Source organism: Brachymonas sp. KE5, assembly GCF_057773645.1.
The window spans coordinates 291152-316356 of sequence record NZ_CM173463.1 but is presented as its reverse complement, the minus strand read 5'-3'; the positions used below and the strand labels follow the sequence as shown (position 1 = coordinate 316356).

Below are 25205 nucleotides of genomic sequence, written 5' to 3'. Positions count from 1 at the left end.
ACCCCATGCGCTCCCTTCTGCTCAAGCGCCTGTTCGACATCGCCGCCTCCGCGATCGGCCTGCTGCTGCTCGCGCCGGTGCTGCTGGGCATTGCCGTCTGGATCAAGCGCGATTCGCCCGGCCCAGTGTTCTTCCGCCAGGAGCGCATCGGCCGCCACGGCCAGCCCTTTCGCATCTACAAGTTCCGCAGCATGCGCCAGAACAATGCCGGCCTGCAGATCACCGTGGGCGAGGATGCGCGTATTACCCGCAGCGGTCGTTTCATCCGCGCCTACAAGCTCGACGAGCTGCCGCAGCTCATCAACGTGCTGCTGGGCGACATGAGCATCGTGGGCCCGCGCCCCGAAGTGCCGCGCTACGTGGCGCTCTACCCGGCCGAGGTGCGCGCCGAAGTGCTGAGCGTGCGACCCGGCATCACCGACCTGGCCTCCGTACAATACCGCAGCGAAAGCACGCTGCTGGCGCAAAGCAGCAACCCCGAGCAGACCTATGTCGACACCATCCTGCCGGCCAAGCTGGCGCTGTGCCGCCAGTACGTGCGCGAACGCAGCTTCTGGCTGGACCTGCACATCATCGGCATGACGCTGGGCATCCTGCTCAAGCCCTGAATTCCTCTTCCCATGCAATCCCGCATCTTCAACCGCCACACCCTGCCGCGCCAGTTTCTGGCCATGGGGGTGGACGTGCTCTGCGCCTGGCTGGCGCTGTTTCTGGCCATCAGCCTGCGCGAGGACCGCTGGATCCTGCCGCACGTCGACCAGACCGTCACCTACCTGCTGGCGCCGCTGCTGGCGATCCCGATCATGGTCAAGTTCGGGCTGTACCGCGCCATTTTCCGCTACACCGGCTTCTCGGCCATGGTCACCACCATGCAGGCGATTGCGGTGTATGGGGTGATCTTCTGCTGCTATGTGGTGTTCGTGGGCAACCCCACGCATGTGCCGCGCAGCGTGGGCGCGCTGCAGCCCATTCTGTTCCTGCTGCTGATCGGCGGCAACCGTGCCTTCATCCGCGGCCTGTTCATGTACACCGGCAGCCAGGACATGCGCCAGCGCGGCCGGCTGCTGATCTACGGCGCCGGAGAAACCGGCATCCAGACGGCGGCAGCCATCCACAGCACGCGCAACTACACGCTGATCGGCTTCGTCGACAACGACCCGGTCAAGATCGGCCGCAGCATAAATGGCGTGGAGGTGTGGGCGCCGCAGGATCTGCCACAGGTGGTGCGCGACAGCGACGTGAGCGACGTGCTGCTGGCCATTCCACGCCTGACGCGGCCGGAGCGCAATGCCATCATCCAGAGTCTGCAGGGGCTGGCCGTGCACGTGCGCAGCGTGCCCAGCATGGCCGAACTGGCCAGCGGCCAGGCGGCGGTGCAGCAGTTTCAGGAACTGGACGTGGAAGACTTGCTGGGCCGCGACCCGGTGCCGCCGCGGGCCGAACTGATTGCACGCGACATCCAGCAGCGCGTGGTGCTGGTGACCGGCGCAGGCGGCAGCATCGGCAGCGAGCTGTGCCGCCAGATCGTGCAACAGGGCCCGACTACGCTGTTGCTGGTGGAGCACAGCGAGTTTGCCCTCTACCGCATCTACCACGAACTGCATGCGCTGGTGACCACCCTGCCCGGCACCCCGGCACTGGTGCCGCTGCTGGGCGACGTGCGCGACCTGCACCGCATGCGCCAGATCATCGCCACCTGGCACCCGGCCACCATGTATCACGCGGCGGCCTACAAGCATGTGCCCATGGTCGAGCACAACCCGGTGCAGGGCCTGGCCAACAACGTGTTCGGCACCCTCACCGTGGCGCGAGCGGCACTGGAGGCCGGCGTGCCCCAGTTCGTGCTGATCTCGACCGACAAGGCAGTGCGCCCGACCAATGTGATGGGCGCCAGCAAGCGCCTGGCCGAGCTGTGCCTGCAGGCGCTGGCGGACAGCGGCGCGGTGGATTTTGCTGCGCTCGACCAGACGGGCATCTGGGCCGGTGCCTCCGCTGGCGCCGTCAATGGCCAGCCTGGAACGAATGGCGCACCGACGCCCGCCCCGAACACCACCTGCTTCACCATGGTCCGCTTCGGCAACGTGCTGGGCTCGTCGGGCTCCGTAGTACCGCTGTTCCGCCAGCAGATCGCCAACGGCGGCCCGATCACGCTGACGCATGCGGATGTCACACGCTACTTCATGACCATCCCTGAAGCCGCGCAACTGGTGCTGCAGGCCGGCGCCATGGGCCTGGGCGGCGATGTGTTCGTGCTGGACATGGGCGAGCCGGTGCAGATCGCACAACTGGCGCGGCAGATGGTGGCCCTCTCCGGCCTGACCGTGCGCGACGCGCAGAATCCGGCCGGCGACATTGCCATCCAGGTCACCGGCCTGCGCCCCGGCGAGAAGCTCTACGAGGAATTGCTGATCGGCGACAACCCGCAGGCGACCGAGCATCCGCGCATCATGAAGGCGCACGAGCAGCACCTGCCCTGGCCGCAGCTGCAGCAGCGGCTGGTCGAGTTGCAGGGCCTGATGCAGGCCAACGACGTGGACGGCATCACGCGCGTGCTGTTGCAGCTGGTCAGCGGATTCCGCGCCGGCCCCGTCGTCGATCACATCCTGTTGCAACAAAAAAGCACGATCGTTCAATAATCGCTACAATGGGCGCACGCCCCTTCTGCCCAGGCGGGAGGGATGGCTGTTGAACAATTCCCCAGGAGACAAAGCATGACCGACCTGAACGCCACTTTCGAAGCCGCCGTGGCCAACTCCACCAAGCTGAGCGAAAAGCCCGACAACCAGACCCTGCTGAAAATCTACAGCCTGTACAAGCAGGCCACCGAAGGCGACAACAGCGCCGCCAAGCCGGGTTTTGCCGACATCGTGGCACGCGCCAAGTGGGATGCCTGGAACGCCCTCAAGGGCACCAGCACCGACGCCGCCAAGCAGCAGTACATCGACCTGATCAACAGCCTGTCCTGATGCGCTGATGCTGCAGAGGCCTGGCGAGCGACAAGCCGCCAGAGTCCCTGCACGCTGACGCAGCCTGTCAGCCTTCCATGCCGCCTGCGGGCGGCATTTTGCTGTCCGCGCCCTGCTGCAACCGGGCCAGCACGCCCGCGCAGGCGTCCTCCACCAGATCAAGCACATGCTCGAAGCCGTCGGCACCGCCGAAGTAGGGATCGGGCACTTCCAGTACCTGGGGCTGGCTGCCGAATACCGCCAGCCGCCTCACCTTGTCGCGATGTTGCCGCGGGCAGCGCGCCAGCACGTCGCGCTCGTTGGCCTCGTCCATCACCAGGATCAGGTCGAATTCCTCGAAATCCGCATCCGCCAGCTGGCGTGCCCGCTGGCCGGAAATGTCGTAGCCGCGCTTGAGCGCATGCTCCTGCGAACGATGATCGGGCGCGTGGCCGATGTGATAGTCGCCGGTGCCGGCCGAATCCACCTGGATCTGCCCGCGCAGGCCCGCCTCGGCCACCTGCTGCTCCATCACGCCCTGCGCCGTGGGGCTGCGGCAGATATTGCCCAGGCACACCATCAGGATGCGGAATGGCCGCGCACCGTCCGTCGCCGGTTTCTCTGCGCCACTCGGCGGCATGGCACGCGTTTCGGCGTCCGCCTGCGTGGGTATGGATTCAGGATCAAGGGGAATTGGCTGCGACATGGGCTCTCCGGACAAAGGGTTGGCGCCCATTCTGGCATGGAGGCCATACCGGCACGACGCAGTGCGACACGCAAGATCGGATCCCGTCCTGACAAGCGCGTGCCAAGGCGCTAAACTTTGTACATGACTGTTGCCATTGCTTCCCGTCAGTTGCAGGTGTTGCCCGAAGTGGCCGCCGAACTGGACCACCTGATCGCGCTGCGGCGCGATATCCATGCGCATCCCGAGCTGTGCTACGAGGAGGTGCGCACCTCCGATCTGGTGGCACGCAAGCTGCAGGAATGGGGCATCGAAGTGGTACGCGGGTTGGGCGGCACCGGGCTGGTCGGCATCCTGCGCAGCGGCAACTCGCCGCGCGCCATCGGCTTGCGCGCCGACATGGACGCTCTGCCCATGCAGGAGGACAATACCTTCGCGCATGCCAGCCAGCATCCCGGCAAGATGCACGCCTGCGGCCACGACGGCCACACTGCCACGCTGCTGGGCGCCGCGCAGTATCTGGCGAAACACCGCATCTTCAACGGCACCGTGTACTTCATCTTCCAGCCCGCCGAGGAAGGCGGAGCGGGCGCGCGCGCCATGATCGAGGATGGCCTGTTCACGCGCTTTCCGATGGACGCGGTGTTCGGCTTTCACAACTGGCCGGGCCTGCCGGCGGGCGACGTGGCAGCCTCTCCCGGGCCGGTGATGGCCTCAAGCAACGAATTTCACATCACCCTGCGCGGCAAGGGCGGCCATGCGGCGCTGCCGCACACGGCCAACGATCCGGTGCCGGTCGCCTGCCAGCTGGTGCAGGCCTTCCAGACCATTGTCTCGCGCAGCATCTCGCCCATCGACTCGGCCGTGATCTCGGTGACCATGCTGGAGGCCGGGGATGCCACCAACGTGATTCCGGAATCCTGCACGCTGCAGGGCACGGTGCGCACCTTCACGCTGGAAGTGCTGGACCACGTCGAGCAGCGCATGCGCGTGCTGTCAGAGAATCTGGCGCGCGGCTTCGGCATGGAATGCGAATTCGACTTCAAACGCAACTACCCGCCCACCATCAACAGCCGCGACGAGGCGCATTTCATCCATGAAGTAGCCAGCAGCGTGCTGGGCGCGCACCATGTGCACAAGCAGGTGCCGACCATGGCGGCGGAGGATTTCTCCTTCATGCTGCAGCACAAGCCGGGCTGCTACTTCTTCATTGGCAATGGCGACGGCTCGCACCGCATGGCGGACCATGGCGGCGGACCATGCACCCTGCACAACGGCAGCTACGATTTCAACGACGCGCTGCTGCCCGCCGGCGCCACGCTGTGGGTGAAAGTGGTGGAGCGCTGGCTGGCGCCCGTGCTGTAAGCCTTCAGTGCCCGAACACATCCGAATCCAGCATCGCCGGATTCACGCGGTCCAGCGCGCTGATGGCCGCCATCTCCTCGTCTGACAGGGTAAAGCCGAAACTGTCCAGGTTCTGCTGCAGGCGCAGCGGATCGGCGGACTTGGGAATCGGCACATAGCCCTGCTGCGTATGCCAGCGCAGCACCACCTGCGCGGCGGTGCGGCCATGGCGCTCTGCCGCCGCCAGAATGGCCGGCTCCTGCAGCATGGCTCCGGCCCGGCCCAGCGGGCTCCAGGATTCGGTGACGATGCCGCGCTCACGGTGCACCTGCACCACGTCGCTGCGTCCGTGATAGGGGTCCAGATGGATCTGGTTCACATGCGGCGCCAGCCCCAGATCGAACAGACGCTGCAGGTGTGCGGGCTTGAAGTTGGACGTGCCGATGGCGCGCACCTTGCCCGCCTCCAGCAAACGCACCATGCCCTGGAAGGCCTCCACGTAGCGATCCTGGTCGGGATTGGGCCAGTGCACCAGCAGCAGATCCACATAGTCCAGCCCCAGCCGCTGCAGACTGGCGTCGCAGGCCTGCTGCACGCCCTCCACGCTGTGCCACTGCTTGTTGAACTTGGTGGTGACGAACACCTGCTCGCGCGGCACGCCCGAGGCACGCAGGCCTTCGCCCACGCCACGCTCGTTGCGGTAGTTTTCCGCGGTATCGATCAGGCGGTAGCCCATGTCGAGTGCGCGGGCGACCACGCGGGCAGCCTCGGCATCGTCCATCGGCCAGGTACCCAGGCCAAGCCGGGGCATGGCCACGCCATTGCCCAGGGTCACGGTCGGTGCCAGGGAAGAAGGGGTGCTCATCATGGTGTCTCCATCGAAAATACAGGCTGCAGCCGGGCAACGATTTCGTGCAGACGCAGCAAATGCGCACCGCCCAACTCGCCGAGGCGCAGTTGCTCCAGCGTGTGCATGGATTCAGGCTTGCGGCGTGCGGATGGCGCCGTCCTGCATCTGGCAGGGCAAGCCGGCCGAGGACTCTGGCATGGCAGCCGATTGCGGCGGCGATGCTTCGGTGCCGCCGCCCTGCTGCTGTGCCCCCGCCTCGGCCTGGGCCGCCAGCCGGGCCGCCTGGTCGGCACGCTGGCGCGCATGCGCATCGGCCGCCATGGCCAGCAGGCCGTCGAAAATCAGGCTTTCCACCAGCTCGAACGGCGTTTCCATGTAGGGCGCCATTTTCCAGCCGGCGCCGCCGGTCATGATGCACATGGGCTGCATGCCGCAGTGGGCGCGCACATGGCGCACCATGCGCTGCACCGCCCCGGCAATGGCGAAGGTGCCGCCGCTGGTGAGTGCATCGCTGGTGTTGGTGGGAAACTCGGTGACATTGCCCGTGGGCACGTGCAGGCCGGCCGTGCCCGATTCGAGTGCGCGCAGCATGATGCCGTGGCCCGGCAGGATGATGCCGCCGAGGAACCTGCCTTCGGTGTCGATGGCCTCGACCGTCACGGCCGTGCCCACCATCACCACCACCAGCGGGCGCGGTGCCTGGCCCTCGCAGGCGCGCAGCATGCGGTGACGGGCACCGATGATGGCCACCCAGCGGTCCGCCCCCAGGCGGTTGGGCAATTCGTAACCATTGACGACTCCGGCCTGCTCGGAGCGCGACACCACCCAGCGTGGCTCCAGATCGGGCCAGATCTCCATCTGTTCCTCGACGCGGCGCTTGAGCGCATCGCCGGCCACCACGCAGCCCAGCATGCGCGAGGGCGCTGAAGGAAAGGCCTTCCACGGCCCTTCGGCCAGCTTCTCGATGTTCTCGAGAAACTCGGCACCGTGGGCCAGCAGGCGGGCATTCGGAGCGGGCTGGGCATACAGCGCCCACTTCAGGCGCGTGTTGCCGATATCTACTGCAAGGAATGTCATGGGCGCATTATGGGCGCGCATGTGGAATTGTTGACGTTTACTTACCATAATTGCATGGGGCTGTTGCGTACCTGTCATGTTTTGCGGATACGCTGCAACTCTCATCACTCACAACCAAGGAGAGACTACATGGGACTGTTCAGCTTTATCAAGGAAGCCGGCGAAAAACTGTTCGGCCACAAGAAGGTGGAAGAAGCCGCAGCGGCCAATGACACCGCTTCCCTGGCCCAGCTCAACGCCGAGGCCGGCGCTGCCATCAAGAGCTACATTGAGGCACAGAACCTTGGCCTCTCCAACCTGAACGTGATGTTCGACGGCGCCAGCGGCAAGGTCACCTTGACCGGCGACGCTCCCAACAAGGAAGCCGCCGAAAAAGCCACCCTGGCTGCCGGCAACGTGGCTGCCGTGAAGGACGTGGACAACAACATGAACGTGGCCGACGGCGGCGGCTCCGATGCCCAGTACCACGACGTGGTGAGCGGCGACACCCTGTCCGCCATTGCCAAGAAGTACTATGGCGATGCCAATAAGTACATGGTGATCTTCGAGGCCAACAAGCCCATGCTGTCCCACCCGGACAAGATCTACCCCGGCCAGAAACTGCGCATCCCTGCGCTGTAATCCGGCCCGGGACCGACAGGCTGCGCCCCTTTCGCGGGCCGCCTGCATCCCGCACAAGAACGCGCCGCAGTTCGCCTGCCGGCGCGTTTTTTCTTGCCGGCCCAGATGGGGCACAACAGGCAAGCCGTGTTTCCGGGCAGGCGCCCGTCAGGTAGCGCACCCGAGGGGCGTGCTCGCGCGCCATGCGCCGACACGGCATCGTCGCTCGCGCTGCGTACAATGGTTCGCACCTTGCGCCGTGCACGCAGCACGGCGTTGCCCCGCGACAGCCAGGACGTTCATGAAAGCTCCCAGCCCACTGACGCCGCCCTACGTGGCGCCCCAGCCGTTTACCGATGCCGATGCCGCGCTGCAGCAGGTACAGGCGATCTACCGGCAATCCATCGAGCATCTGCGCGAGCAGTTCCGCCGCTTCATCGCCGAAGGCAGCCTGCCGCAGCCGGTGCGTGCCTACTATCCGCTGGTGCGCATCCACACGCACGAGGCCACGCAGCATCCGCGCGGCGAGCAGCGTCACACCTTCGGCTTCGTGGCCCACGCCGGCGTGTTCGAGACCACGCTGACCGATCCCTTCCTGTTCGCCGACTACTACCGCACCCAGTTCGAACTGCTGCTGCGCAACCATCCGTCCGCCCCGCTCGAGGTCGCCACCAGCCACCAGCCGATCGCGCTGCATTTTGCGCTCGATCCGCATGAGGTGGTGGAGGGCACGCTCGGTGTGGAGCAGCGCCAGCGCATGCACGCCACCTTCGACTGGCCCGACCTGGCCAGCATGGACGACGGCATTGCCAACGGCACTTCGCAGCACGTACGCGGCGGCGCCCTGCCGCTGGCCCTGTTCACCGCGCCGCGCGTGGACTATTCGCTGCAGCGCCTGCGCCACTACAGCGGCACCGAGGCCCGCCATTTCCAGAACTTCGTGCTGTTCACCAACTACCAGTTCTACATCGACGAGTTCATCCGCCTCGGCCAGGCCGCCATGCAGGACCCGGACAGCGGCTACACCGCCTTTGTCGAACCCGGCAACGTGGTGATGCACCATGTCTCCCACGGCAGCCCGGACGGCTTCGTGCAGGGCGCGCACCCGCAGCGCCTGCCGCAGATGCCGGCCTACCATCTGGTGCGTCCCGGCCATGCCGGCATCACCATGGTCAACATCGGCGTCGGCCCGGCCAACGCCAAGACCATGACCGACCATGTGGCCGTGCTGCGCCCGCACGCCTGGCTGATGCTGGGCCACTGCGCCGGCCTGCGCAACAGCCAGCTGCTGGGCGACTATGTGCTGGCACACGGCTATGTGCGCGAGGACCATGTGCTGGACGAGGACCTGCCGCTGTGGGTGCCGGTACCGGCGCTGGCCGAGATCCAGCAGGCGCTGCAGCAGGCCGTGGCCGACGTCACGCAGCTGCAGGGCGACGATCTGAAGGCGGTGCTGCGCACCGGCACTGTGGCCACCACCGACAACCGCAACTGGGAGCTGGACGCGCAGAACATTCCGGCGCAGCGCTTCACCCAGAGCCGGGCCATCGCCATCGACATGGAAAGCGCTACCGTGGCCGCCAATGGCTTCCGTTTCCGCGTGCCCTACGGCACCCTGCTGTGCGTGAGCGACAAGCCCATGCACGGCGAAATCAAGCTGCCCGGCATGGCCAACCACTTCTACCGCGAGCGGGTGGACCAGCATCTGCGCATCGGCATCCGCGCACTGGAACTGCTGCGCACCGGCGCCACCGGCCAGTTGCACAGCCGCAAGCTGCGCAGTTTTCTGGAGGTGGCTTTCCAGTGAGCACGCCACCCGCCCCGCCGCTGTTTGCCGTCGAGCACCTGCACAAGCGCTTCGGCGAGTTCACGGCGGTGGACGACGTGTCCTTCCGCATCGCGCCGGGTGAATGCCTGGGCGTGATCGGACCCAATGGCGCGGGCAAGACCACCACGCTGCGCATGTGTCTGGGTCTGACCGCGCCCGACGATGGCGTGATCCGCGCCTTCGACGGCCTGACCATGCCGCGAGATGCCCTCGCCATCAAGCAGCATCTGGGCGTGGTGACGCAATTCGATTCGCTCGATCCGGATTTCACTTGCGCCGAGAACCTGCTGGTGTTCGGCCGCTATTTCGGCCTGCCGGATGAACAAATCCGCGAGCGCATTCCGCAACTGCTGGAATTTGCCGCGCTCACGCACAAGGCCGATGCCAAGCCGGGCGAGCTCTCCGGCGGCATGAAGCGGCGCCTGAGCCTGGCGCGTGCGCTGATCAACGCGCCCAAATTGCTGTTGCTCGACGAGCCCACCACCGGGCTGGACCCGCAGGCGCGCCATCTGATGTGGGAGCGCCTGCAATGGCTGTTGCAGCAGGGCACGGCCATCCTGCTGACCACGCACTTCATGGACGAGGCCGAGCGCCTGTGCCACCGGCTGGTGGTGCTGGACCATGGCCGCATCATGGCCGAAGGCGCGCCGCGCGCGCTGATCGAGGCGCATCTGGAGCCGGATGTGGTGGAGGTATATGGCACCGATGCTCGCGCACTGGCCACGTCCGATCTGGCCCGCCTGGCCGATCGCACCGAGGTGAGCGGCGAAACGGTGTTCTTCTACACGCGCCAGGCCGGCCCGCTGCTGGCCGCGCTGCAGCGCGAGGCGCATGTGCGCACGCTGCACCGCCCCGCCAATCTGGAGGACCTGTTCCTCAAGCTCACCGGCCGCCAGATCCGCGAAGGAGCCTGACCCATGCCCGCCATCCAGCCCCCTGCCACCACCGCGCTGAGCGAGCAGCTCTCGCACTGGGCGCCACCGCAGCTGAGCAAGCGCTGGTGGCCGGTCTTTCTGCGCAACTTCCTGGTCTGGCGCAAGCTCGCCGTACCCAGCCTGATCGGCAACATCGCCGAACCGCTGATGTGGCTGCTGGCCTTCGGCTACGGCCTGGGGGCACTGATCGGGAATGTGACAGTCGATGGCCATACGATGCCTTACCTGCTGTTCATTGCCAGCGGCAGCATCTGCATGAGCACCATGAACGCCGCCAGCTTCGAGGCGCTGTATTCGGCCTTCTCGCGCATGCATGTTCAGAAAACCTGGGACGGCATCCTGAACGCGCCGGTGCAGCTCGACGACATTGTGCTGGCCGAGATGCTGTGGGCCAGCTTCAAGGCGATTTTTTCGGCAACCGCCATCCTGATGGTGATGCTGGCGCTGGGCATCAGCCACGCCACTACGCTGATCGCCGTGCTGCCCGTGCTGCTGCTGGCGGGCATCTGCTTTGCCAGCATGGCGCTGATTTTCAATGCACTGGCCAGCGGCTACGACTTCTTCACCTATTACTTCACGCTGTTCCTGACGCCGACCATGTTCCTGTCGGGCGTGTTCTTTCCGCAATCGCAGCTGCCGCCGCTGGTGCGGCACGTGGCCGAATGGCTGCCGCTGTCGCAGGCGGTGCTGCTGGTGCGACCGCTGTTCCTGGGCGAATGGCCGCAGCAGGCCTGGCTGCATCTGGGGGTTCTGGCAGGGACGGCGGCGCTGTCCTTCTGGGTGGCGCTGGCGCTGACGCGGCGCCGCTTTGCCCGCTGATCCCCGGCAGTGCCTCTCGCCGCCGCACTCCATCCCCCATCCCCCATCCCTCCATCCGCCTCATCCGCCTCATCCGCAATCCCCACCTTCCTCGGCTGCTCCCTTGTCACAGCCATGGCGCAGGCAGCCAGCAACCGGTTCTTTTTCGCTGAAACCGCGTTTGCCGGACAGTTTTGCTGCAAAGCAGCAAAAAGTTCCACCGAGTTGCGCCAGCGCAAGGTCGCTGTCAGGAAATTGCCATCACAATGGACAGCAAGGGCCGGCCTGGCCCGACGCTTTGCGCAGCTGCTGCGGATGGTCCGTGCAGGTGATGCGCAAGCGCCATGACGTAGGAAGTGACCATGACTGACAGCAAAGCCACCGCAGGCAAGGGCAATGCCGCCTTCGCATTCCTGGACCAGACCCACCGAGAGATCGAGGCCAAGCTGCTGCGCCTGAAGGCATTGGCCGATGCCATGCGCGACGATGGCCTGACCGCCGAAGTGCGCGCCGAAACCGCCGAAGTACGCGCCTGGCTCGACACCAACGCCCGCCAGCACCATCTGGACGAAGAGCGCCACATTTTCCCGCCGCTGCTGGCCTCGCACGAAGCGGAACTGGCCCATACCGCGCGCCAGCTGGTGCAGGACCACGGCTGGATCGAGCAGAACTGGCTCGAGATCGAACCCTCGCTGTCGGCCGCCGAATCCGGCAACAGCTGGTTCGACATGGACATGCTGTACCAGCAGATCCAGCTGTTCCTGGAGCTTTACAACGACCACATGGTGCTGGAGGAAAGCATTGCCTATCCGGCCGCCAGCCCCCTCATCAGCGGCCTGGACGGACAGCAGATGCGTGCGGAAATGGAGCAGCGCCGCCAGAAGCGCGAAGCCGCTGCCGCCGAATAAGCTGCAGTGCAGCATTTCTGCCACCCGCTCCCGTGCAATAGGCACGGGGGCGCGTCCCAAATGACGCATACGTCAAGCTCTCTGCACGAATCTGTCACCCCGCGGCGTTAAGATAGCGGGGTTAATTTTGTCCACTCACGGAGCATTCGCATGAGCAACAGCATTCAAACCGTCGGCATCGTTGGCGCCGGCACCATGGGCAACGGTATCGCCCAGGCATGTGCCACCAAGGGCATCAACGTGGTGATGGTCGACATCGCCGAGGCCGCCGTACAGAAGGGCCTGGCCACCATCGCCGGCAGCCTGGACCGTCTGATCAAGAAAGAGAAGATCAGCGAAGCCGACAAGGCAGCCGCTCTGGCCCTGGTCAAGGGCAGCACCAGCTATGACGACCTGAAGGGCTGCCAGCTGGTGATCGAAGCCGCCACCGAAAACCCCGAAATCAAGAACAAGATCCTGAAGCAGCTGGACGAGCTGCTGCCGGCCGAGACCATCATCGCCAGCAACACCTCCTCCATCTCCATCACCGAGCTGGCCGCACAGACCAAGCGCGCCGACAAGTTCATCGGCATGCACTTCTTCAACCCGGTGCCGATGATGGCCCTGGTCGAACTGATCCGCGGCCTGCAGACCAGCGACGCCACGCACGACACCGTCAAGGCCCTGGCCGAGCACCTGGGCAAATCGCCCATCACCGTGAAGAACGCTCCGGGCTTCGTCGTCAACCGCATCCTGGTGCCCATGATCAACGAAGCCTTCTTCGTGCTGGCCGAAGGCCTGGCCACGCCGGAAGACATCGACGCCGGCATGAAGCTGGGCTGCAACCACCCGATCGGCCCGCTGGCCCTGGCCGACATGATCGGTCTGGACGTGTGCCTGGCCGTGATGGAGGTGTATCTGGAGCAGTTCGGCGACAGCAAGTACCGCCCCTGCTACCTGCTGAAGGAACTGGTTGCTGCCGGCCACCTGGGCCGCAAGACCGGCCGCGGCGTGTACGACTACAGCGCCAAGTAAGCCATCACCGGGGGATCAACCCCCTGGATGCGCAGAGCAAAGCCCGCGGGCCGCAGTCAGTGCGGCTGCGCGGGCTTTTTGCTGCCCGTGGAGCGAAGCACGCTCGCCCCGAGGGGCATCACGCGCGGGGTGCGCCAACGCCCGGCACGATGACGCTGCACTCCCCGTCAACATGCGCTGCGAAGGCCCGCTGCCTGGTCGCCGGCTCAGGGAGAAACGCGCTGCACACCCCAGGGCCAGTCGCGGAAGGCGGAACCGGCGGGTGCCTGGTTGACGGTCTGGCTGGTGACAGCCTTGCCGCTCACCGGGGCCCAGTCGGCCGGGGCAGCGCCATCCGTGCGTGCGGGGAGCCGGGCCGGCGGCGGACTGTCGACCGCAGGCTGGTTCAGCACCGTGCTGCCGCCCATGCCGATGCCAATGCCGACACCACCGCCGCCGCTGCCGGCGCCAATGCCGATATTGCCCACCACCGGCCCGCCGGGATTGCCGATGGGTGTGCTGATGGACACGCCGCCACCCACGCGCCCGCCACTGCCGATGCCCAGCCCCACCGAGAGGCCGGGGTGGAAGCTGCCATTGGCGCAGCCGGCCAGCAGCGTGGCGCCCGCCAGTGCGGTGGTGAGGAGGATGCGGTGTGCGGTCGTTTTCATACGGTGTCCTTTAGCGGCGCCGGCATGCAGTCGGCTCGGCGCCCTGATGCTGAAAATACTAGCGCCTGCCCGGCCGTTTGGGTAGCGGTGTTGCACCTGCGTGGCCATACCCGTGAGATAGTGCCGGAACCGGACAAGTTCCCGGCCACGGCGGCAATTTCGCACGGCCTGGCCGGCGGCATCGGTGCCGTGAGGCAAGAGCGGCGGCTCAGGCCGTCTTGCGCTTGCGCAGCTGCAGGCGCAGATCGTCGCCCACCGCTTCCATGCGGTGCAGGCCCCAGCGCGAGGCGTCCGACAGACGCTGCAGCTGCGGCAGTTCGGCCAGTGGCCGCCCCGGACCGAGCAGCATGGGCGCCACATAGGCCAGCAACTCATCCACCAGGCCGGCCTCGAGCAGGGCGCCGTTGAGGATGGCGCCCGCTTCCACATGCACTTCGTTGACCTCGCGCCGGCCCAGTTCGCGCATCAGTTCGCGCAGGTCGCTGCGGCCGTCCATGCCGGCATCCAGCGTGATGATTTCGGCGCCCGCGGCCTCGAGGGCGGCACGGCGCTCGTCGCGGCCGGGGGTGTTGCGGTCGACGGTGACGATCCAGACCTTGCGATCCGGCACGCCGAACAGGCGCGCCGTGGGCGGCGTGCGCAGGCGGCTGTCCACGATCACCAGGTGCGGCTGGCGCGTGGCACCGGGCAGGCGCACATTGAGCAGGGGATCATCGGCCACCACCGTGCCGCTGCCGGTCAGCACGGCGCAGGCACGGGCGCGCCAGTGCTGCACGTCGTCGCGGGCGGTGTCCCCGGTGATCCACTGGCTCTCGCCATTGGCCAGTGCACTCATGCCGTCGAGCGAGGACGCGGTCTTGAGGCGCACCCAGGGCACACCCTGCTCCATGCGCTGCATGAAGCCGATGTTGATTTCGCGCGCCTCGGCCTCCACCTCGGCGGGCGCCATTTCCACGGCAATGCCGGCTGCCTGCAGGCGGGCAATGCCCTGCCCGGCCACCAGCGGGTTGGGATCGCGCAGGGCGATGCACACCTTGCTGACACGGGCGGCGATCAGGGCATCACAGCACGGCGGCGTACGGCCGTGGTGGGCACAGGGTTCAAGCGTGACGTAGACGGTGCTGCCGATCACGTCCTCACCTCGGCTGGCGGCATCGCGCAAGGCCATGATTTCGGCATGCGGGCCACCACGTTGCTGGGTAAAGCCCTCCCCCAGGGTGCGGCCATCCGCGTCCACGACGACGCATCCGACGCGGGGGTTCGGATTGCTCAGGGTCAGCGAATGGGCGGCCAGGGCAAGGGCCTGCTGGAAGTTCGACATGCCGGCATTATGGGCCAGATTGCGTAACTTCATGTTGCAGTGCCGCATCGCCCCTTTTTTGTGCCACCCAGGTCAGGCCGTTTTCCAGACCGGGCAGGCGCTGCCAGCGCGCGGAATCGCTGAGTTCGGCCTTGGCGCGGCGGGCGCCTTGCGGGCCGTTGAGCTCCAGGTTGGCGCAGACCAGCAAGCCGCCGGGGGCGAGCAGCGTATGGAAATGCTGCACCAGCACGAAGGCGGGCATGTTGCCGTCGAAGAACACCAGATCGAGGCTGCCTGGGGCCAGCTCCAGCGCCGGCAGCGTGACCGAGAACGAACCTTCGTGCAGTTGCACGCGTTGCTGCAGGCCCAGTTGCGCAATGTGCTCGCGCGCCAGGCCGGCATGTTGCGCATCGCCTTCCAGTGTCTGCACGATGGCTTCCGGGCTGGCCAGTGCCATCAGGCAGGCGCTGTAGCCCAGCCCCGTGCCCAGCTCCAGCACGCGGCGCGGCTGATGGGCGGCCACCAGTTGCCACAGCCCGGCGCCGTCCTCGAAAGTGTGGGCGTTGCAGCCATGCGCACGCTGGTGGGCGCGCGTGGCCTGCTGCACGGCCAGCAGGGAAGGTGGCAGAAGATCGGCAGACATGAGCAACAGGGAGCAATGGGCGGGCAGCAGCCAGACGACAATCAGAGGCAGATTCCGGGCCGGCGGTGACGGCGGTGACGGCGGTGACGGCGTCGCAGAGCGCCATTATCCGCAGAAAAAAGGGATGGCCCCGCCATCCCTCTCAGTGCATGTGCCGCAGCGCGTTACGCCAGCAGCGCATTCACCCGGCGCACATAGGCCGCCGGATCGGCCGGCATGCCGCCTTCGGCCAGCAGCGCCTGGTCGAACAGCACCTGCGCCAGGTCGGCAAAGCGCGTGACATCGTCCTGCACCTCGGCCAGCTTGCGGATCAGCGCGTGATCGACATTGACCTCCAGCACCGGCTTGATGTCCGGCACCGGCTGGCCGGCCTGCTTGAGCATGCGCGCCAGTTGCACGCTCATGCCGTGTTCCTGCGACACCAGGCAGGCCGGGGAATCGACCAGGCGCGTGGTGGCCCGCACGTCCTGCGCTTCATCCTTGAGCACCTCCTTGATCTTTTCCAGCAACGGCTTGGCGGTTTCCTGCGCAGCCTCGGCAGCCTTCTTCTCCTCCTCGTCCTGCAGCTTGCCAAGGTCGACCGCGCCCTTGGCCACGCTTTGCAGCGGCGTGCCGTCAAACTCGTGCAGGAAGCTCAGTGCCCACTCGTCCACGCGATCCGCCATCAGCAGCACTTCGATGCCCTTCTTGCGGAACAGCTCCAGCTGCGGGCTGTTCTTCGCGGCAGACAGGCTGTCGGCGGTGATGTAGTAGATCGCCTCCTGGCCTTCCTTCATGCGCGCCTTGTAGTCGGCAAAGCTGACGCTGACCGTGTCGGTCGTGGTGCTGGCAAAGCGCAGCAGCTTGGCGATGCGCTCGCGGTTACCGGTGTCTTCACCCAGGCCTTCCTTGAGCACGGCGCCGAATTCGGCGTAGAAGGTGGCGTACTTGCTGGCGCCGGTCTTCTGCTCGGCAAAGGCGGCGGCAGTTTCGGCGGCGGGTGCGGCTTCGCTCTTGTCCACCACGTCGGTCACGCCTTCCTCGGTCTCGACCGGTTCCGGGGCCGGCACGGATTCGCCCGAGCCGACGTCGGTCTTGCCTTCGGCACTTTCCGGCGGCGTGGCCTGCTGCTTGGCCATATCTTCCAGCATGGACAGCACGCGGCGCGTGTTGCCTTCGCGGATGGTCTTGATGTCGCGACTTTCCTGCAGCAGTTCGCGGCTGACGTTCAGCGGCAGGTCGGAGGCATCGACCACACCCTTGACGAAGCGCAGGTACTGCGGCAGCAGGGATTCGGCCTCGTCCATGATGAAGACGCGGCGCACGTAGAGCTTGAGGCCGTGCTTGTGGTCGCGCTGGTACAGGTCGAACGGGGCGCGCGCCGGGATGTACAGCAGTTGCGTGTATTCGGTGTTGCCCTCGACCTTGTTGTGGCTCCAGGCCAGCGGGTCTTCGAAGTCGTGCGCCAGCGTCTGGTAGAAGTTGTTGTACTGCTCGGGCGTGATGTCCTTCTTGGGACGCGTCCACAGGGCGCTGGCCTCGTTGACCTGTTCCCATTCGCCGGTCTGCACCATGTCGCCGGGCTGGCCTTCCTCGCCCTCTTTCCACTCTTCCTTGGGCATCAGGATGGGCAGGCCGATGTGGTCGGAATACTGGCTGATGATGCTCTTGAGCTTGTAGCTGTTGAGGTAGTCCAGCTTGTCTTCGCGCAGGTGCAGCGTGATGCTGGTGCCGCGGCCGGGTTTGGTGATGGTTTCGGTGCTGAAATCGCCGGCACCGCCGCTGACCCAGCGCACGCCTTCTTCGGGCTTGAGGCCGGCACGGCGCGTTTCCACCGTGATTTTGTCTGCCACGATGAAGCCGGAGTAGAAACCGACGCCGAACTGGCCGATCAGCTGCGAATCGGCCTTCTGGTCGCCGGTGAGCTTGCTGACGAAATCCTTGGTGCCGCTCTTGGCGATGGTGCCCAGGTTGTCGATGGCCTCCTGCTCGCTCATGCCGATGCCGTTATCGGCAATGGTGATGGTCTTGGCGGCCTTGTCGATGGAGACGCGCACCTCGAGGTTGGGCTGGTCTTCGTACAGCGCGGGGTTGTTGAGCGCCTCGAATCGCAGCTTGTCGCAGGCGTCGGATGCGTTGCTGATCAGCTCGCGCGCGAAGATGTCGGGGTTGGAATAGAGCGAATGGGTGACCAGGTGCAGCAGTTGTGCGACCTCGGCCTGGAATGCATGGGTATGGGTACTCATGGTGGTTGCCTTGGGTTCGTTCTGTGGTTGGGCCCTCCGGACGAGGGCGAACCCGGCAGATGGGGACGGGGCGAAGTGTTTCAAGCCGGCGTGAACTAGTTCCGCCGATGGGGCATCAAACCGGCTTCAGGTTACAACCCCTTGCCTGCGTCGCGCGGTTTTCGCATACCATGCGCCGAAGGGAGGGGCTGTGGCCCCGGACAAGAAACCTGTTGTGAAAGGATGCCTCCATGACTTCTCTGCGCCCGATGTTCCGCCACGGCCTGCTGGCCGTGACCGCCACCGCCTTGCTGGCGGGCTGTGCCAGTACCACCACCGGCTCCGTGGCCGGCGGCCAGCGTTCGCAACTGATGGTGGTGTCCGAGGCTGAAGTCGTGCAGGCCTCGCAGCAGGCTTTCAACCAGCAGAACGCCAAGGCGCGGGCGCAGGGTGAGCTGGTGACCAGCGGCCCCGAATACAACCGCGTCAGCACGGTAATGCGCCGCCTGATTCCGCATGTGGCGCAGTTCCGTCCCGATGCAGCCCGCTGGCCGTGGGAACTGGTGCTGATCAATACCAATGAACTCAACGCCCACGTGATGCCGGGCGGCAAGGTGACGGTGTACACCGGCCTGCTGCGCCGCATGGGCATGACCGACGATGAACTGGCCGTGGTGATCGGCCACGAGATGGCACACGCCTTCCGCGAGCATTCGCGCGAGCAGATCTCGCAGCAGGCGGTGGGTGATCTGGCGATTTCGCTGGGCGGTGCGCTGATCGGCCTCGGATCGGGCGGCACGCAATTGGCCGGCATCGCCAAGCAGGTGGCGCTGGACATGCCCTACTCGCGCCAGATGGAGAACGAGGCCGACATCTACGGCCTGGAACTGGCCGCGCGCGCCGGCTACAACCCCGCTGCGGCGCTGACGCTGTGGGACAAGATGGCGGCAGCGGGCGCGGGACAGGGGCCGTCCTTCCTGTCGAGCCATCCGTCGGCATCGGACCGCACGGCGCGCATCCGGGCGGCGTTGCCGAAGCTGATGCCGATTTATGAGGCGGCACGCCGGCGCTGATGCTGCTGATTCAAGCTGCCCGGACCTCGGCGAGCAGGTCTGGGTGGCGATCGAGCAGTTTGAGCAGTTTGACCAAGGCCAGTGGCGGCTTGGTTTTGCCTGTTTCGTAACGGGAAAACGCATTCACTCCACCGCCAAAGATCTCGGCGGCCTCGCGCTGATCCAGCTCCAGCTTCTTGCGCACTGCCGCAATGAAATCGGGATCAACCAAAGCCGCATTGATCTCGCGCGAAAAAGCCTGCATGGCATGCATGACGCGATCGGACTCTGCTGCATCCAGGATCGATTCGCCGCAAGCCGGACAAAAGTCCCCCGTCACCGCAGCGATGATGGTTGTTTCACCCTTGTAGGTGTATGGCAGGCCGCGCGTATCCCGGATCAAATCCGCTCCGCCGCAAACAGGACATTTCATGGTCAGAGCTCCTTGAAGGAGACGATCAGGACGTCTTCCATCACTGTCAGTTTCAGATAGATGTCTCCGGCCGACGTGCGTGGGCGGTAGACATCCTGCCATATCGTATGATCGACATGGGTGGTCATGCTCTTGTAAAAATCGCCGGAATCCAGTTCCATCACGACCTGCAGCATGTCGGAAAAACGCAGGCCGAGTTCGTTGGCGCCGATTCGGGCTGCATGTGTCGTACGCACCTTTCCAGCCTGAACCAAGGCCTTCACCACAGCCAATCTGCGGTGCGGCGTCTGCTTTTCCATGATGAACTTTAACCTAGTTGGTTGATTTCGGCAAACCGCTTGGTGCCGGAGGACTGCAGAGCGTGCAAGAAGGCGGACCATTCGCAGGCAATACAACGACACGTTGAAGTCTCTTGTTGCGATGTACAGGGGCACTTCTTTCGAACCGTTGCGCATGCTGCCCTCAGTCTTGAAATTCCACCCGCTCATCTGCAAGAATATAATACAAATATACTAATTTTTGACACAGCGTTATGTCTGAAAGCTCCCCTCTCACCATCTTGCAGCAAGTCTTCGGCTATCCCGCCTTCCGCGGCCAACAGCAGGCCATCATTGATACGGTGGTGGCAGGTGGCGATGCGCTGGTGCTGATGCCAACGGGCGGCGGCAAGTCGCTGTGCTACCAGGTTCCGGCCATTGCGCGGCAGCGGCTGGGACATGGCTGCACCATTGTGGTGTCGCCATTGGTGGCGCTAATGCACGATCAGGTGGGCGCGCTGCATGAGGCGGGCGTTGCAGCGGCGTTTCTCAATTCCACGCTGTCTTCCAGCGAAGCGCAGCAGGTGGAGCAGGATCTGCTCGGCGGGCGGCTGACGCTGCTGTACGTGGCGCCGGAACGGCTGGTCACGCCGCGCTTTCTGGGCCTGATGCAACGCCTGTACGAGCGCGGGCAACTGGCGCTGTTTGCCATCGACGAGGCGCATTGCGTGAGCCAGTGGGGCCATGATTTCCGGCCGGAATACCGTCAGCTCACTCTCCTGCACGAGCAGTTTGCCGGCGTGCCGCGTATTGCCCTGACCGCCACCGCCGACGCCATCACGCGCGAGGACATTGCCGAGCGGCTGGAGCTGCAGCAGGCACAGCAGTTCGTCAGCAGCTTCGATCGGCCCAATATCCGCTACACCATCGTCGAAAAGCGCGATCCGCTGGCGCAGCTCAAGCGCTTCATCGAAAACGAGCATGAAGGCGACGCCGGCGTGGTGTATTGCCAGAGCCGCCGCCGCGTGGAGGAAGTGGCCGAGGCGCTGGTGCGCGAGGGCATCGACGCCATACCCTACCATGCAGGGCTCGATGCCGCCACGCGGCAGGCGAATCAGGACCGCTTTCTGCGCGAGGAAGGCGTGGTGATGGTGGCGACGATCGCCTTCGGCATGGGCATCGACAAACCCGATGTGCGCTTCGTTGCGCATCTGGATCTGCCGCGCAATATCGAGAGCTACTACCAGGAAACAGGCCGGGCCGGGCGCGATGGCCTGCCTTCGCAGGCCTGGATGGCTTACGGCCTGCAGGATGTGGTGAACCAGCGCCGCATGATCGACGACAGCCCGGCCGACGATGCCTTCAAGCGCGTGCAGACCGGCAAGCTCGATGCGCTGCTGGCGCTGGCCGAGGCGACCGATTGCCGGCGTGTGCGCTTGCTGGGCTATTTCGGCGAGACCTCGCAGCCCTGCGGCAACTGCGACAACTGCCTGCACCCGCCCGAGGTGTGGGATGCGACCGAACTGGCGCGCAAGCTGCTCTCCACCGTGTACCGCCTGCACGAAAAAACCGGCATCGGCTTCGGTGCCGGCCATGTGATGGACGTGCTGCGCGGCAAGGACACCGACAAGGTGCGGCAGTTCGGGCACGAGAGCCTCAGCACCTACGGGCTGGCGCCCGACAGCGGCGAGACCGAATTGCGCGGCGTGCTGCGGCAACTGGTAGCGCTGGGGGCGCTGCAGGTGGACAGCGCGCACTTCAACACACTGCGGCTGACGGCGGCGGCGCGACCTATCCTGCGCGGCGAACAGACGCTGCAGTTGCGCCATGTGGTGGCCACGCCGCGCAAGCGCGGGCAGCGCGACGGCAGCGGGCGCAAACGTGCCAGTGCTGCCGCACATCTGGACCAGGCCGGCCAGGCGCGTTTCGAGGCGCTCAAGGCCTGGCGCAGCGAGGTGGCGCGGGCGCACAGCGTGCCGGCCTACGTGATCTTCCATGACAGCGTGCTGGCCGCGATCGCCGAAGAAGATCCGGGCACGCTCAGCGCGCTGCGCGGCACCAGCGGCGTGGGGGATGCCAAACTGGAGCGCTATGGCGAGGAACTGCTGCGCGTGCTGGAGGCGAGTGCCTGAGTTCTCGCCAGCATGGAGCGCCGGTTCTCGAAGGCTGCGCTTGCCTGTTCAGGAGCACTGGCTGTTGAACTGACTTCACAAGCCGTATCTTTTTTCAAGCCGGCTGCGCATCGGCACTTCATTGCTTCACGTCAAGGCCCTGGTGTGCACTTTGGGTGAACACTCCCCATTCCACTTCTTCGAAGCTGAGGAGAGACCCATGCCTACCATTCCGCTGCAGCCCGTCGGCATGCCGCACGACCATTCGCGTGCCGACGCCATCTATGGTTTCGATGCCCGCGGCATCGCCAAGCGTTTCCGCCACGCCGCCATTTTCGGCGCACTCGATGCGCTGCAGGCCGGCGAAACCATGCGTTTCGTGAACGACCACGACCCGATCCCCCTGCTGCACCAGATGGTCGCCCGCTACGGCGAAGGCGTGCAGATCACCTACCGCCAGCGCGACGCGGAGGGGGTGGTAATCGATTTCGTGCGCCAGTAAGCCCTGCCATTCCCGATGACAGCAATGAATCCCGGGCTGGCCACGGACGTGGTACAGCCCCCGATGGAACTGGTCTGCCCCGCCGGCAGCCTGCCCGCACTGAAGCAGGCTGTCGACCATGGCGCAGACTGCGTCTACCTGGGTTTCAGGGACGCGACCAATGCCCGCAACTTCGCGGGCCTGAATTTCGACAACAAGGCCATCGCCGCCGGCATCGCGTATGCCCATGCGCGCGGGCGCAAGGTGCTGCTGGCACTCAATACCTATGCGCGCAGCGATTCGGTGGATGTGTGGCGCAGCGCGGTGGATCGCGCGGCCGACATGGGGATAGACGCCATCATCATGGCCGACCCCGGCCTGATGCAGTACACGGCGCGCCGCCATCCCGGTGTGCGCCTGCATCTGTCGGTGCAGGGCTCGGCCACGCATGCCGCAGCCATCAATTTCTACCATGAGCAGTTCGGCATTTCGCGCGCCGTGCTGCCTCGCGTGCTCTCGCTGACGCAGGTGGAGCAGCTGATCGACAAGACGCCGGTGGAGATCGAGGTGTTCGGTTTCGGCAGCCTGTGCGTGATGGTGGAGGGACGCTGCCAGCTGTCGTCCTATGCCACCGGCGAGGCGCCCAACACGCACGGCGTGTGCTCGCCCGCCAAGGCGGTGCGCTGGCAGGAAACGCCCAAGGGGCTGGAGGCGCGCCTGAACGGCGTGCTGATCGACCGCTACGGCGAAGGCGAAAGCGCCGGCTATCCCACGCTGTGCAAGGGCCGCTTCGACGTGGGCGATGTGCGCAGCGAGGACGGCTACTACGCCATCGAGGAGCCGACCAGCCTGAACACGCTGTCCATCCTGCCGCAGCTCTACCGCATGGGCGTGCGCGCCATCAAGGTGGAAGGGCGCCAGCGCAGCCCGGCCTATGTGGCGCAAGTGACGCGCGTGCTGCGCGAGGCGCTGGACCACTGCCACGAGAACCCGCACCGCTACACGCCGCGCTCGGGCTGGATGACGGCGCTGGCTGACGTGTCCGAAGGCCAGCAGCAGACCCTGGGCGCCTACCACCGGCCCTGGAAATAAGCCATGGACTTCCCTGTCACTCTTTTTCTGGAAATCCGCCATGCCCAGTGATCCGGCACAAGCTTCCCCCTCCATGCAGCTGGCCCTCGGGCCGCTGCTGTATTACTGGCCGCGCGAGACGGTGTTCGAGTTCTACCAGCAGATAGCCGAAACGCCGGTGGATCTGGTTTACCTGGGCGAAGCGGTCTGTTCGCGCCGCCACGAGCTGCGTCTGGCCGACTGGATCGACGTGGCACGCATGCTGCGCGAAGCCGGCAAGCAGGCCATCCTCTCGACCCAGGTGCTGATCGAATCCGGCAGCGACGCCGCCGTGGCGCGCCGCATTGTCGACAACGGCGAATTCCTGGTCGAAGCCAACGATATGGGCGCGGTGCAGATGGTGGCGGGCAAGCTGCCGTTCGTCGCCGGCCCGCATCTGAACCTGTACAACCAGCCTGCCCTGCAGTGGATGGCCGATCTCGGCGCTGTACGCTGGGTGCCGCCTTTGGAGATGGCGCAGACCGAGCTGCAGGTGCTGCAACAGCAGCGCCCCCACGGCCTGCAGACCGAGGTGTTTGCGCTGGGCCGCATGCCGCTGGCATTCTCCGCGCGCTGCTTTACCGCCCGCCACCGCAACCTGCCCAAGGACGACTGCCAGTTCAGCTGCATCGACTACCCCGACGGCCTGTTGCTGCAGACGCGCGAGGGCGAGGGCTTTCTCACACTCAACGGCATCCAGACGCAATCGGCCCATGTCTGCAACCTCGTGCAGGAACTGCCCACATTGCAGGCGATGGGTGTGGAGGTGCTGCGCCTGAGCCCGCAATCGCTGCATATGCGCGAACTGGTGCAGCTGTGGCGCGACGCGCTCGACCAGCGCCTGATGCCGGCCGAAGCCCACGCGCAGATGTTGCCGCTGCTGCCGGACCAGCCCTGCAATGGCTACTGGCATGGCCGCTCGGGCATGGAACAGATCGCTGTACCGGCCTGAGACCCGGACACTTTGGAAGGAAACCCGCATGTCTTCCCGTTTGATCCCCGATGACTTCGTTTTGCCCGGCCCGGTGTCTGGCGTGCTGCAGCACCTGCCCCGCTGGCCCGGGGCCTTGCTGTTTGTGGGCGCGCTGAACCTGACACTGGCGCGCCAGCTGCCGGAGGATGTGGCCCAGGCGCTGGCAGGCCGGCCGCTGCGGCTGGAAATCCGCGATGCCGGCATCCACTGCGATTTCCAGTGGCAGGGCACGCGCTTTGCGCCACTGCACAGCGTGCAGGGGCCGCCGGACCTGACCATTCGCGCCCACGCCAGCGATTTCATCGCGCTGGCACGCCGCTCGCAGGACCCCGACACGCTGTTCTTCAACCGCCGCCTGAGCATGGAAGGCGATACCGAACTCGGCCTGATGGTGAAGAACACACTCGACGCCATGGAGCTGCCGGTGTTCGATCCGCGCCAGTTCCGCCTGCCCGACCTGGGCAAGCTGCCGCGCCCGCCCCACCCGCGCGACGTTCTGCAGCGCCTGCGGGAGCATCTGCCGCACCACTGATTGATTGTTTCGCTCCGTTAGTTCGAAGGAGTCCCCATGTCCAAACCCCGTGACCAGCATCCGCTGGTGTATTCCTGCTCCGGCTGCTCCAGCGCCGCCCAGTTGGCCAACCATGTTGCCCTGCAACTCGATCGCCGCGGCGTGGCCGAGATGTCCTGCATTGCCGGCGTCGGCGGCGATGTGCCCTCGCTGGTCAAGCTGGCGCGCTCTGGCCGGCCCATCATTGCGCTGGATGGCTGCCAGCTGCAATGCGTGAACAACACGCTGGCGCGACATACGATCACGCCGGATCGCCACTTTCAGCTGCAGGAACAGGGCGTGCGCAAGAAGCTGCACCAGGATTTCGATCCGGAACAGGCAGAGGAAGTGATCGGGCATGTGCTGGCAGATCTGCAGGCAGAGCCGCTGCCGCAGCGCAATGCTTCGCTGGTGGGGGCGCATGGCGAGCCGGGGCAAGACGTATCCTCCTCGCCGA

The 25205-nt window shown here is 65.7% G+C and carries 25 protein-coding genes and 2 pseudogenes; 18 read left to right on the top strand and 9 right to left on the bottom strand.

Annotated elements, in window-relative coordinates; translation table 11 throughout:
• Positions 1-5 precede the first annotated feature (5 nt).
• The 3 genes from ACX36O_RS01515 (at position 6) to ACX36O_RS01505 (ending at position 2966) form a co-directional block, all read left to right on the top strand.
• A complete protein-coding gene (locus ACX36O_RS01515; RefSeq protein ID WP_488359951.1) occupies positions 6-608 on the top strand; it encodes a sugar transferase in 603 nt (200 codons plus the stop codon).
• Positions 609-620: 12 nt separating this feature from the next.
• Positions 621-2636, top strand: coding sequence for a polysaccharide biosynthesis protein (locus ACX36O_RS01510; protein WP_488359950.1), 2016 nt, complete (start codon positions 621-623; stop codon positions 2634-2636).
• A 75-nt stretch (positions 2637-2711) separates the two neighbouring features.
• Positions 2712-2966 carry an acyl-CoA-binding protein gene (locus tag ACX36O_RS01505; protein WP_213362523.1) on the top strand — a complete coding sequence of 85 codons (255 nt, stop codon included), beginning with the start codon at positions 2712-2714 and terminating at the stop codon, positions 2964-2966.
• A 67-nt stretch (positions 2967-3033) separates the two neighbouring features.
• Here ACX36O_RS01505 and ACX36O_RS01500 read toward each other — a convergent pair whose 3' ends face one another.
• A complete protein-coding gene (locus ACX36O_RS01500) occupies positions 3034-3585 on the bottom strand; it encodes a low molecular weight protein-tyrosine-phosphatase (RefSeq protein WP_371686334.1) in 552 nt (183 codons plus the stop codon).
• 189 nt (positions 3586-3774) lie between these two features.
• Between ACX36O_RS01500 and ACX36O_RS01495 the strand changes: the two genes are divergently transcribed.
• Positions 3775-4995: a M20 aminoacylase family protein gene (locus ACX36O_RS01495; protein WP_488359949.1), complete on the top strand. Its 1221-nt coding sequence runs from the start codon at positions 3775-3777 to the stop codon at positions 4993-4995.
• 4 nt (positions 4996-4999) lie between these two features.
• Here ACX36O_RS01495 and ACX36O_RS01490 read toward each other — a convergent pair whose 3' ends face one another.
• Complete coding sequence (locus ACX36O_RS01490) at positions 5000-5842, bottom strand: aldo/keto reductase (protein ID WP_488359948.1); 843 nt, start codon at positions 5840-5842, stop codon at positions 5000-5002.
• A gap of 294 nt (positions 5843-6136) precedes the next feature.
• A pseudogene (locus tag ACX36O_RS01485) lies at positions 6137-6901 on the bottom strand (type III pantothenate kinase); the annotation flags it as partial.
• 129 nt (positions 6902-7030) lie between these two features.
• Here ACX36O_RS01485 and lysM point away from each other — a divergent pair.
• From lysM to ACX36O_RS01450, 7 genes are all read left to right on the top strand, one after another.
• Positions 7031-7522, top strand: coding sequence for a peptidoglycan-binding protein LysM (gene lysM / locus ACX36O_RS01480; protein ID WP_213362518.1), 492 nt, complete (start codon positions 7031-7033; stop codon positions 7520-7522).
• A gap of 280 nt (positions 7523-7802) precedes the next feature.
• The gene (locus ACX36O_RS01475; RefSeq protein WP_371686319.1) at positions 7803-9308 is read left to right on the top strand and encodes an AMP nucleosidase; all 1506 of its coding nucleotides are present in this window, start codon (positions 7803-7805) and stop codon (positions 9306-9308) included.
• On the top strand, positions 9305-10243 hold the full coding sequence (locus ACX36O_RS01470; protein WP_488359947.1) for an ATP-binding cassette domain-containing protein: 939 nt from the start codon (positions 9305-9307) through the stop codon (positions 10241-10243). Before ACX36O_RS01475 ends, ACX36O_RS01470 begins: the two co-directional genes overlap by 4 nt.
• A gap of 3 nt (positions 10244-10246) precedes the next feature.
• A complete protein-coding gene (locus tag ACX36O_RS01465) occupies positions 10247-11083 on the top strand; it encodes an ABC transporter permease (RefSeq protein ID WP_213362513.1) in 837 nt (278 codons plus the stop codon).
• Between the two features lie 114 nt (positions 11084-11197).
• The gene (locus tag ACX36O_RS01460; RefSeq protein WP_213362512.1) at positions 11198-11410 is read left to right on the top strand and encodes a hypothetical protein; all 213 of its coding nucleotides are present in this window, start codon (positions 11198-11200) and stop codon (positions 11408-11410) included.
• Positions 11411-11424: 14 nt separating this feature from the next.
• Positions 11425-11970: a hemerythrin domain-containing protein gene (locus ACX36O_RS01455; protein ID WP_213362511.1), complete on the top strand. Its 546-nt coding sequence runs from the start codon at positions 11425-11427 to the stop codon at positions 11968-11970.
• Between the two features lie 150 nt (positions 11971-12120).
• Positions 12121-12984: a 3-hydroxybutyryl-CoA dehydrogenase gene (locus ACX36O_RS01450; RefSeq protein WP_371686317.1), complete on the top strand. Its 864-nt coding sequence runs from the start codon at positions 12121-12123 to the stop codon at positions 12982-12984.
• A 206-nt stretch (positions 12985-13190) separates the two neighbouring features.
• Here the strand turns inward: ACX36O_RS01450 and ACX36O_RS01445 are convergent, their stop codons facing one another.
• From ACX36O_RS01445 to htpG, 4 genes are all read right to left on the bottom strand, one after another.
• Entirely contained in the window at positions 13191-13634 is a 444-nt protein-coding gene (locus ACX36O_RS01445) for a hypothetical protein (RefSeq protein ID WP_213362509.1), read from the bottom strand.
• 208 nt (positions 13635-13842) lie between these two features.
• Positions 13843-14988: a bifunctional diaminohydroxyphosphoribosylaminopyrimidine deaminase/5-amino-6-(5-phosphoribosylamino)uracil reductase RibD gene (gene ribD, locus ACX36O_RS01440; RefSeq protein WP_250131090.1), complete on the bottom strand. Its 1146-nt coding sequence runs from the start codon at positions 14986-14988 to the stop codon at positions 13843-13845.
• A complete protein-coding gene (locus tag ACX36O_RS01435) occupies positions 14963-15577 on the bottom strand; it encodes an O-methyltransferase (RefSeq protein ID WP_213362508.1) in 615 nt (204 codons plus the stop codon). The genes ribD and ACX36O_RS01435 overlap by 26 nt, the downstream gene beginning before the upstream one ends.
• A gap of 164 nt (positions 15578-15741) precedes the next feature.
• Positions 15742-17802 (bottom strand): molecular chaperone HtpG, encoded by a 2061-nt coding sequence (htpG, locus tag ACX36O_RS01430; RefSeq protein WP_213362507.1) that lies wholly within the window; start codon positions 17800-17802, stop codon positions 15742-15744.
• A 230-nt stretch (positions 17803-18032) separates the two neighbouring features.
• Here htpG and ACX36O_RS01425 point away from each other — a divergent pair, with 230 nt between their 5' ends.
• On the top strand, positions 18033-18854 hold the full coding sequence (locus tag ACX36O_RS01425) for a M48 family metallopeptidase (protein ID WP_250131089.1): 822 nt from the start codon (positions 18033-18035) through the stop codon (positions 18852-18854).
• Between the two features lie 10 nt (positions 18855-18864).
• Here the strand turns inward: ACX36O_RS01425 and ACX36O_RS01420 are convergent, their stop codons facing one another.
• Together ACX36O_RS01420 and ACX36O_RS01415 are read right to left on the bottom strand one after the other, a co-directional pair.
• Complete coding sequence (locus ACX36O_RS01420; RefSeq protein WP_213362505.1) at positions 18865-19266, bottom strand: type II toxin-antitoxin system MqsA family antitoxin; 402 nt, start codon at positions 19264-19266, stop codon at positions 18865-18867.
• A 2-nt stretch (positions 19267-19268) separates the two neighbouring features.
• Positions 19269-19565 carry a type II toxin-antitoxin system MqsR family toxin gene (locus ACX36O_RS01415; RefSeq protein ID WP_213362504.1) on the bottom strand — a complete coding sequence of 99 codons (297 nt, stop codon included), beginning with the start codon at positions 19563-19565 and terminating at the stop codon, positions 19269-19271.
• A 233-nt stretch (positions 19566-19798) separates the two neighbouring features.
• Here ACX36O_RS01415 and recQ point away from each other — a divergent pair, with 233 nt between their 5' ends.
• The 6 genes and pseudogenes from recQ to ACX36O_RS01385 form a co-directional block, all read left to right on the top strand.
• Positions 19799-21655: a DNA helicase RecQ gene (gene recQ, locus ACX36O_RS01410; protein ID WP_488359946.1), complete on the top strand. Its 1857-nt coding sequence runs from the start codon at positions 19799-19801 to the stop codon at positions 21653-21655.
• A gap of 199 nt (positions 21656-21854) precedes the next feature.
• Positions 21855-22136, top strand: a complete 282-nt coding sequence (locus ACX36O_RS01405) for a DUF2249 domain-containing protein (RefSeq protein ID WP_213362502.1) — start codon at positions 21855-21857, stop codon at positions 22134-22136.
• A gap of 15 nt (positions 22137-22151) precedes the next feature.
• Positions 22152-23207, top strand: a complete 1056-nt coding sequence (ubiU, locus tag ACX36O_RS01400; protein ID WP_434087727.1) for a ubiquinone anaerobic biosynthesis protein UbiU — start codon at positions 22152-22154, stop codon at positions 23205-23207.
• A gap of 73 nt (positions 23208-23280) precedes the next feature.
• Positions 23281-24177: a ubiquinone anaerobic biosynthesis protein UbiV gene (gene ubiV / locus ACX36O_RS01395; protein WP_488360224.1), complete on the top strand. Its 897-nt coding sequence runs from the start codon at positions 23281-23283 to the stop codon at positions 24175-24177.
• 28 nt (positions 24178-24205) lie between these two features.
• Entirely contained in the window at positions 24206-24730 is a 525-nt protein-coding gene (gene ubiT / locus ACX36O_RS01390) for a ubiquinone anaerobic biosynthesis accessory factor UbiT (protein ID WP_213362501.1), read from the top strand.
• A 36-nt stretch (positions 24731-24766) separates the two neighbouring features.
• Positions 24767-25085 (top strand): annotated as a pseudogene (locus ACX36O_RS01385) (putative zinc-binding protein); the annotation flags it as partial.
• Between the last annotated feature and the right edge of the window lie 120 nt (positions 25086-25205).

Bases quoted from the DNA above. Each gene is read 5' to 3' on its own strand.
- ACX36O_RS01515 (WP_488359951.1), top strand. From the start codon at position 6: ATGCGCTCCCTTCTGCTCAAGCGCCTGTTCGACATCGCCGCCTCCGCG.
- ACX36O_RS01510 (WP_488359950.1), top strand. From the start codon at position 621: ATGCAATCCCGCATCTTCAACCGCCACACCCTGCCGCGCCAGTTTCTG.
- ACX36O_RS01505 (WP_213362523.1), top strand. From the start codon at position 2,712: ATGACCGACCTGAACGCCACTTTCGAAGCCGCCGTGGCCAACTCCACC.
- ACX36O_RS01500 (WP_371686334.1), bottom strand. From the start codon at position 3,585: ATGCCGCCGAGTGGCGCAGAGAAACCGGCGACGGACGGTGCGCGGCCA.
- ACX36O_RS01495 (WP_488359949.1), top strand. From the start codon at position 3,775: ATGACTGTTGCCATTGCTTCCCGTCAGTTGCAGGTGTTGCCCGAAGTG.
- ACX36O_RS01490 (WP_488359948.1), bottom strand. From the start codon at position 5,842: ATGATGAGCACCCCTTCTTCCCTGGCACCGACCGTGACCCTGGGCAAT.
- lysM (WP_213362518.1), top strand. From the start codon at position 7,031: ATGGGACTGTTCAGCTTTATCAAGGAAGCCGGCGAAAAACTGTTCGGC.
- ACX36O_RS01475 (WP_371686319.1), top strand. From the start codon at position 7,803: ATGAAAGCTCCCAGCCCACTGACGCCGCCCTACGTGGCGCCCCAGCCG.
- ACX36O_RS01465 (WP_213362513.1), top strand. From the start codon at position 10,247: ATGCCCGCCATCCAGCCCCCTGCCACCACCGCGCTGAGCGAGCAGCTC.
- ACX36O_RS01460 (WP_213362512.1), top strand. From the start codon at position 11,198: ATGGCGCAGGCAGCCAGCAACCGGTTCTTTTTCGCTGAAACCGCGTTT.
- ACX36O_RS01455 (WP_213362511.1), top strand. From the start codon at position 11,425: ATGACTGACAGCAAAGCCACCGCAGGCAAGGGCAATGCCGCCTTCGCA.
- ACX36O_RS01450 (WP_371686317.1), top strand. From the start codon at position 12,121: ATGAGCAACAGCATTCAAACCGTCGGCATCGTTGGCGCCGGCACCATG.
- ACX36O_RS01445 (WP_213362509.1), bottom strand. From the start codon at position 13,634: ATGAAAACGACCGCACACCGCATCCTCCTCACCACCGCACTGGCGGGC.
- ribD (WP_250131090.1), bottom strand. From the start codon at position 14,988: ATGAAGTTACGCAATCTGGCCCATAATGCCGGCATGTCGAACTTCCAG.
- ACX36O_RS01435 (WP_213362508.1), bottom strand. From the start codon at position 15,577: ATGTCTGCCGATCTTCTGCCACCTTCCCTGCTGGCCGTGCAGCAGGCC.
- htpG (WP_213362507.1), bottom strand. From the start codon at position 17,802: ATGAGTACCCATACCCATGCATTCCAGGCCGAGGTCGCACAACTGCTG.
- ACX36O_RS01425 (WP_250131089.1), top strand. From the start codon at position 18,033: ATGACTTCTCTGCGCCCGATGTTCCGCCACGGCCTGCTGGCCGTGACC.
- ACX36O_RS01420 (WP_213362505.1), bottom strand. From the start codon at position 19,266: ATGAAATGTCCTGTTTGCGGCGGAGCGGATTTGATCCGGGATACGCGC.
- ACX36O_RS01415 (WP_213362504.1), bottom strand. From the start codon at position 19,565: ATGGAAAAGCAGACGCCGCACCGCAGATTGGCTGTGGTGAAGGCCTTG.
- recQ (WP_488359946.1), top strand. From the start codon at position 19,799: ATGTCTGAAAGCTCCCCTCTCACCATCTTGCAGCAAGTCTTCGGCTAT.
- ACX36O_RS01405 (WP_213362502.1), top strand. From the start codon at position 21,855: ATGCCTACCATTCCGCTGCAGCCCGTCGGCATGCCGCACGACCATTCG.
- ubiU (WP_434087727.1), top strand. From the start codon at position 22,152: ATGACAGCAATGAATCCCGGGCTGGCCACGGACGTGGTACAGCCCCCG.
- ubiV (WP_488360224.1), top strand. From the start codon at position 23,281: ATGCAGCTGGCCCTCGGGCCGCTGCTGTATTACTGGCCGCGCGAGACG.
- ubiT (WP_213362501.1), top strand. From the start codon at position 24,206: ATGTCTTCCCGTTTGATCCCCGATGACTTCGTTTTGCCCGGCCCGGTG.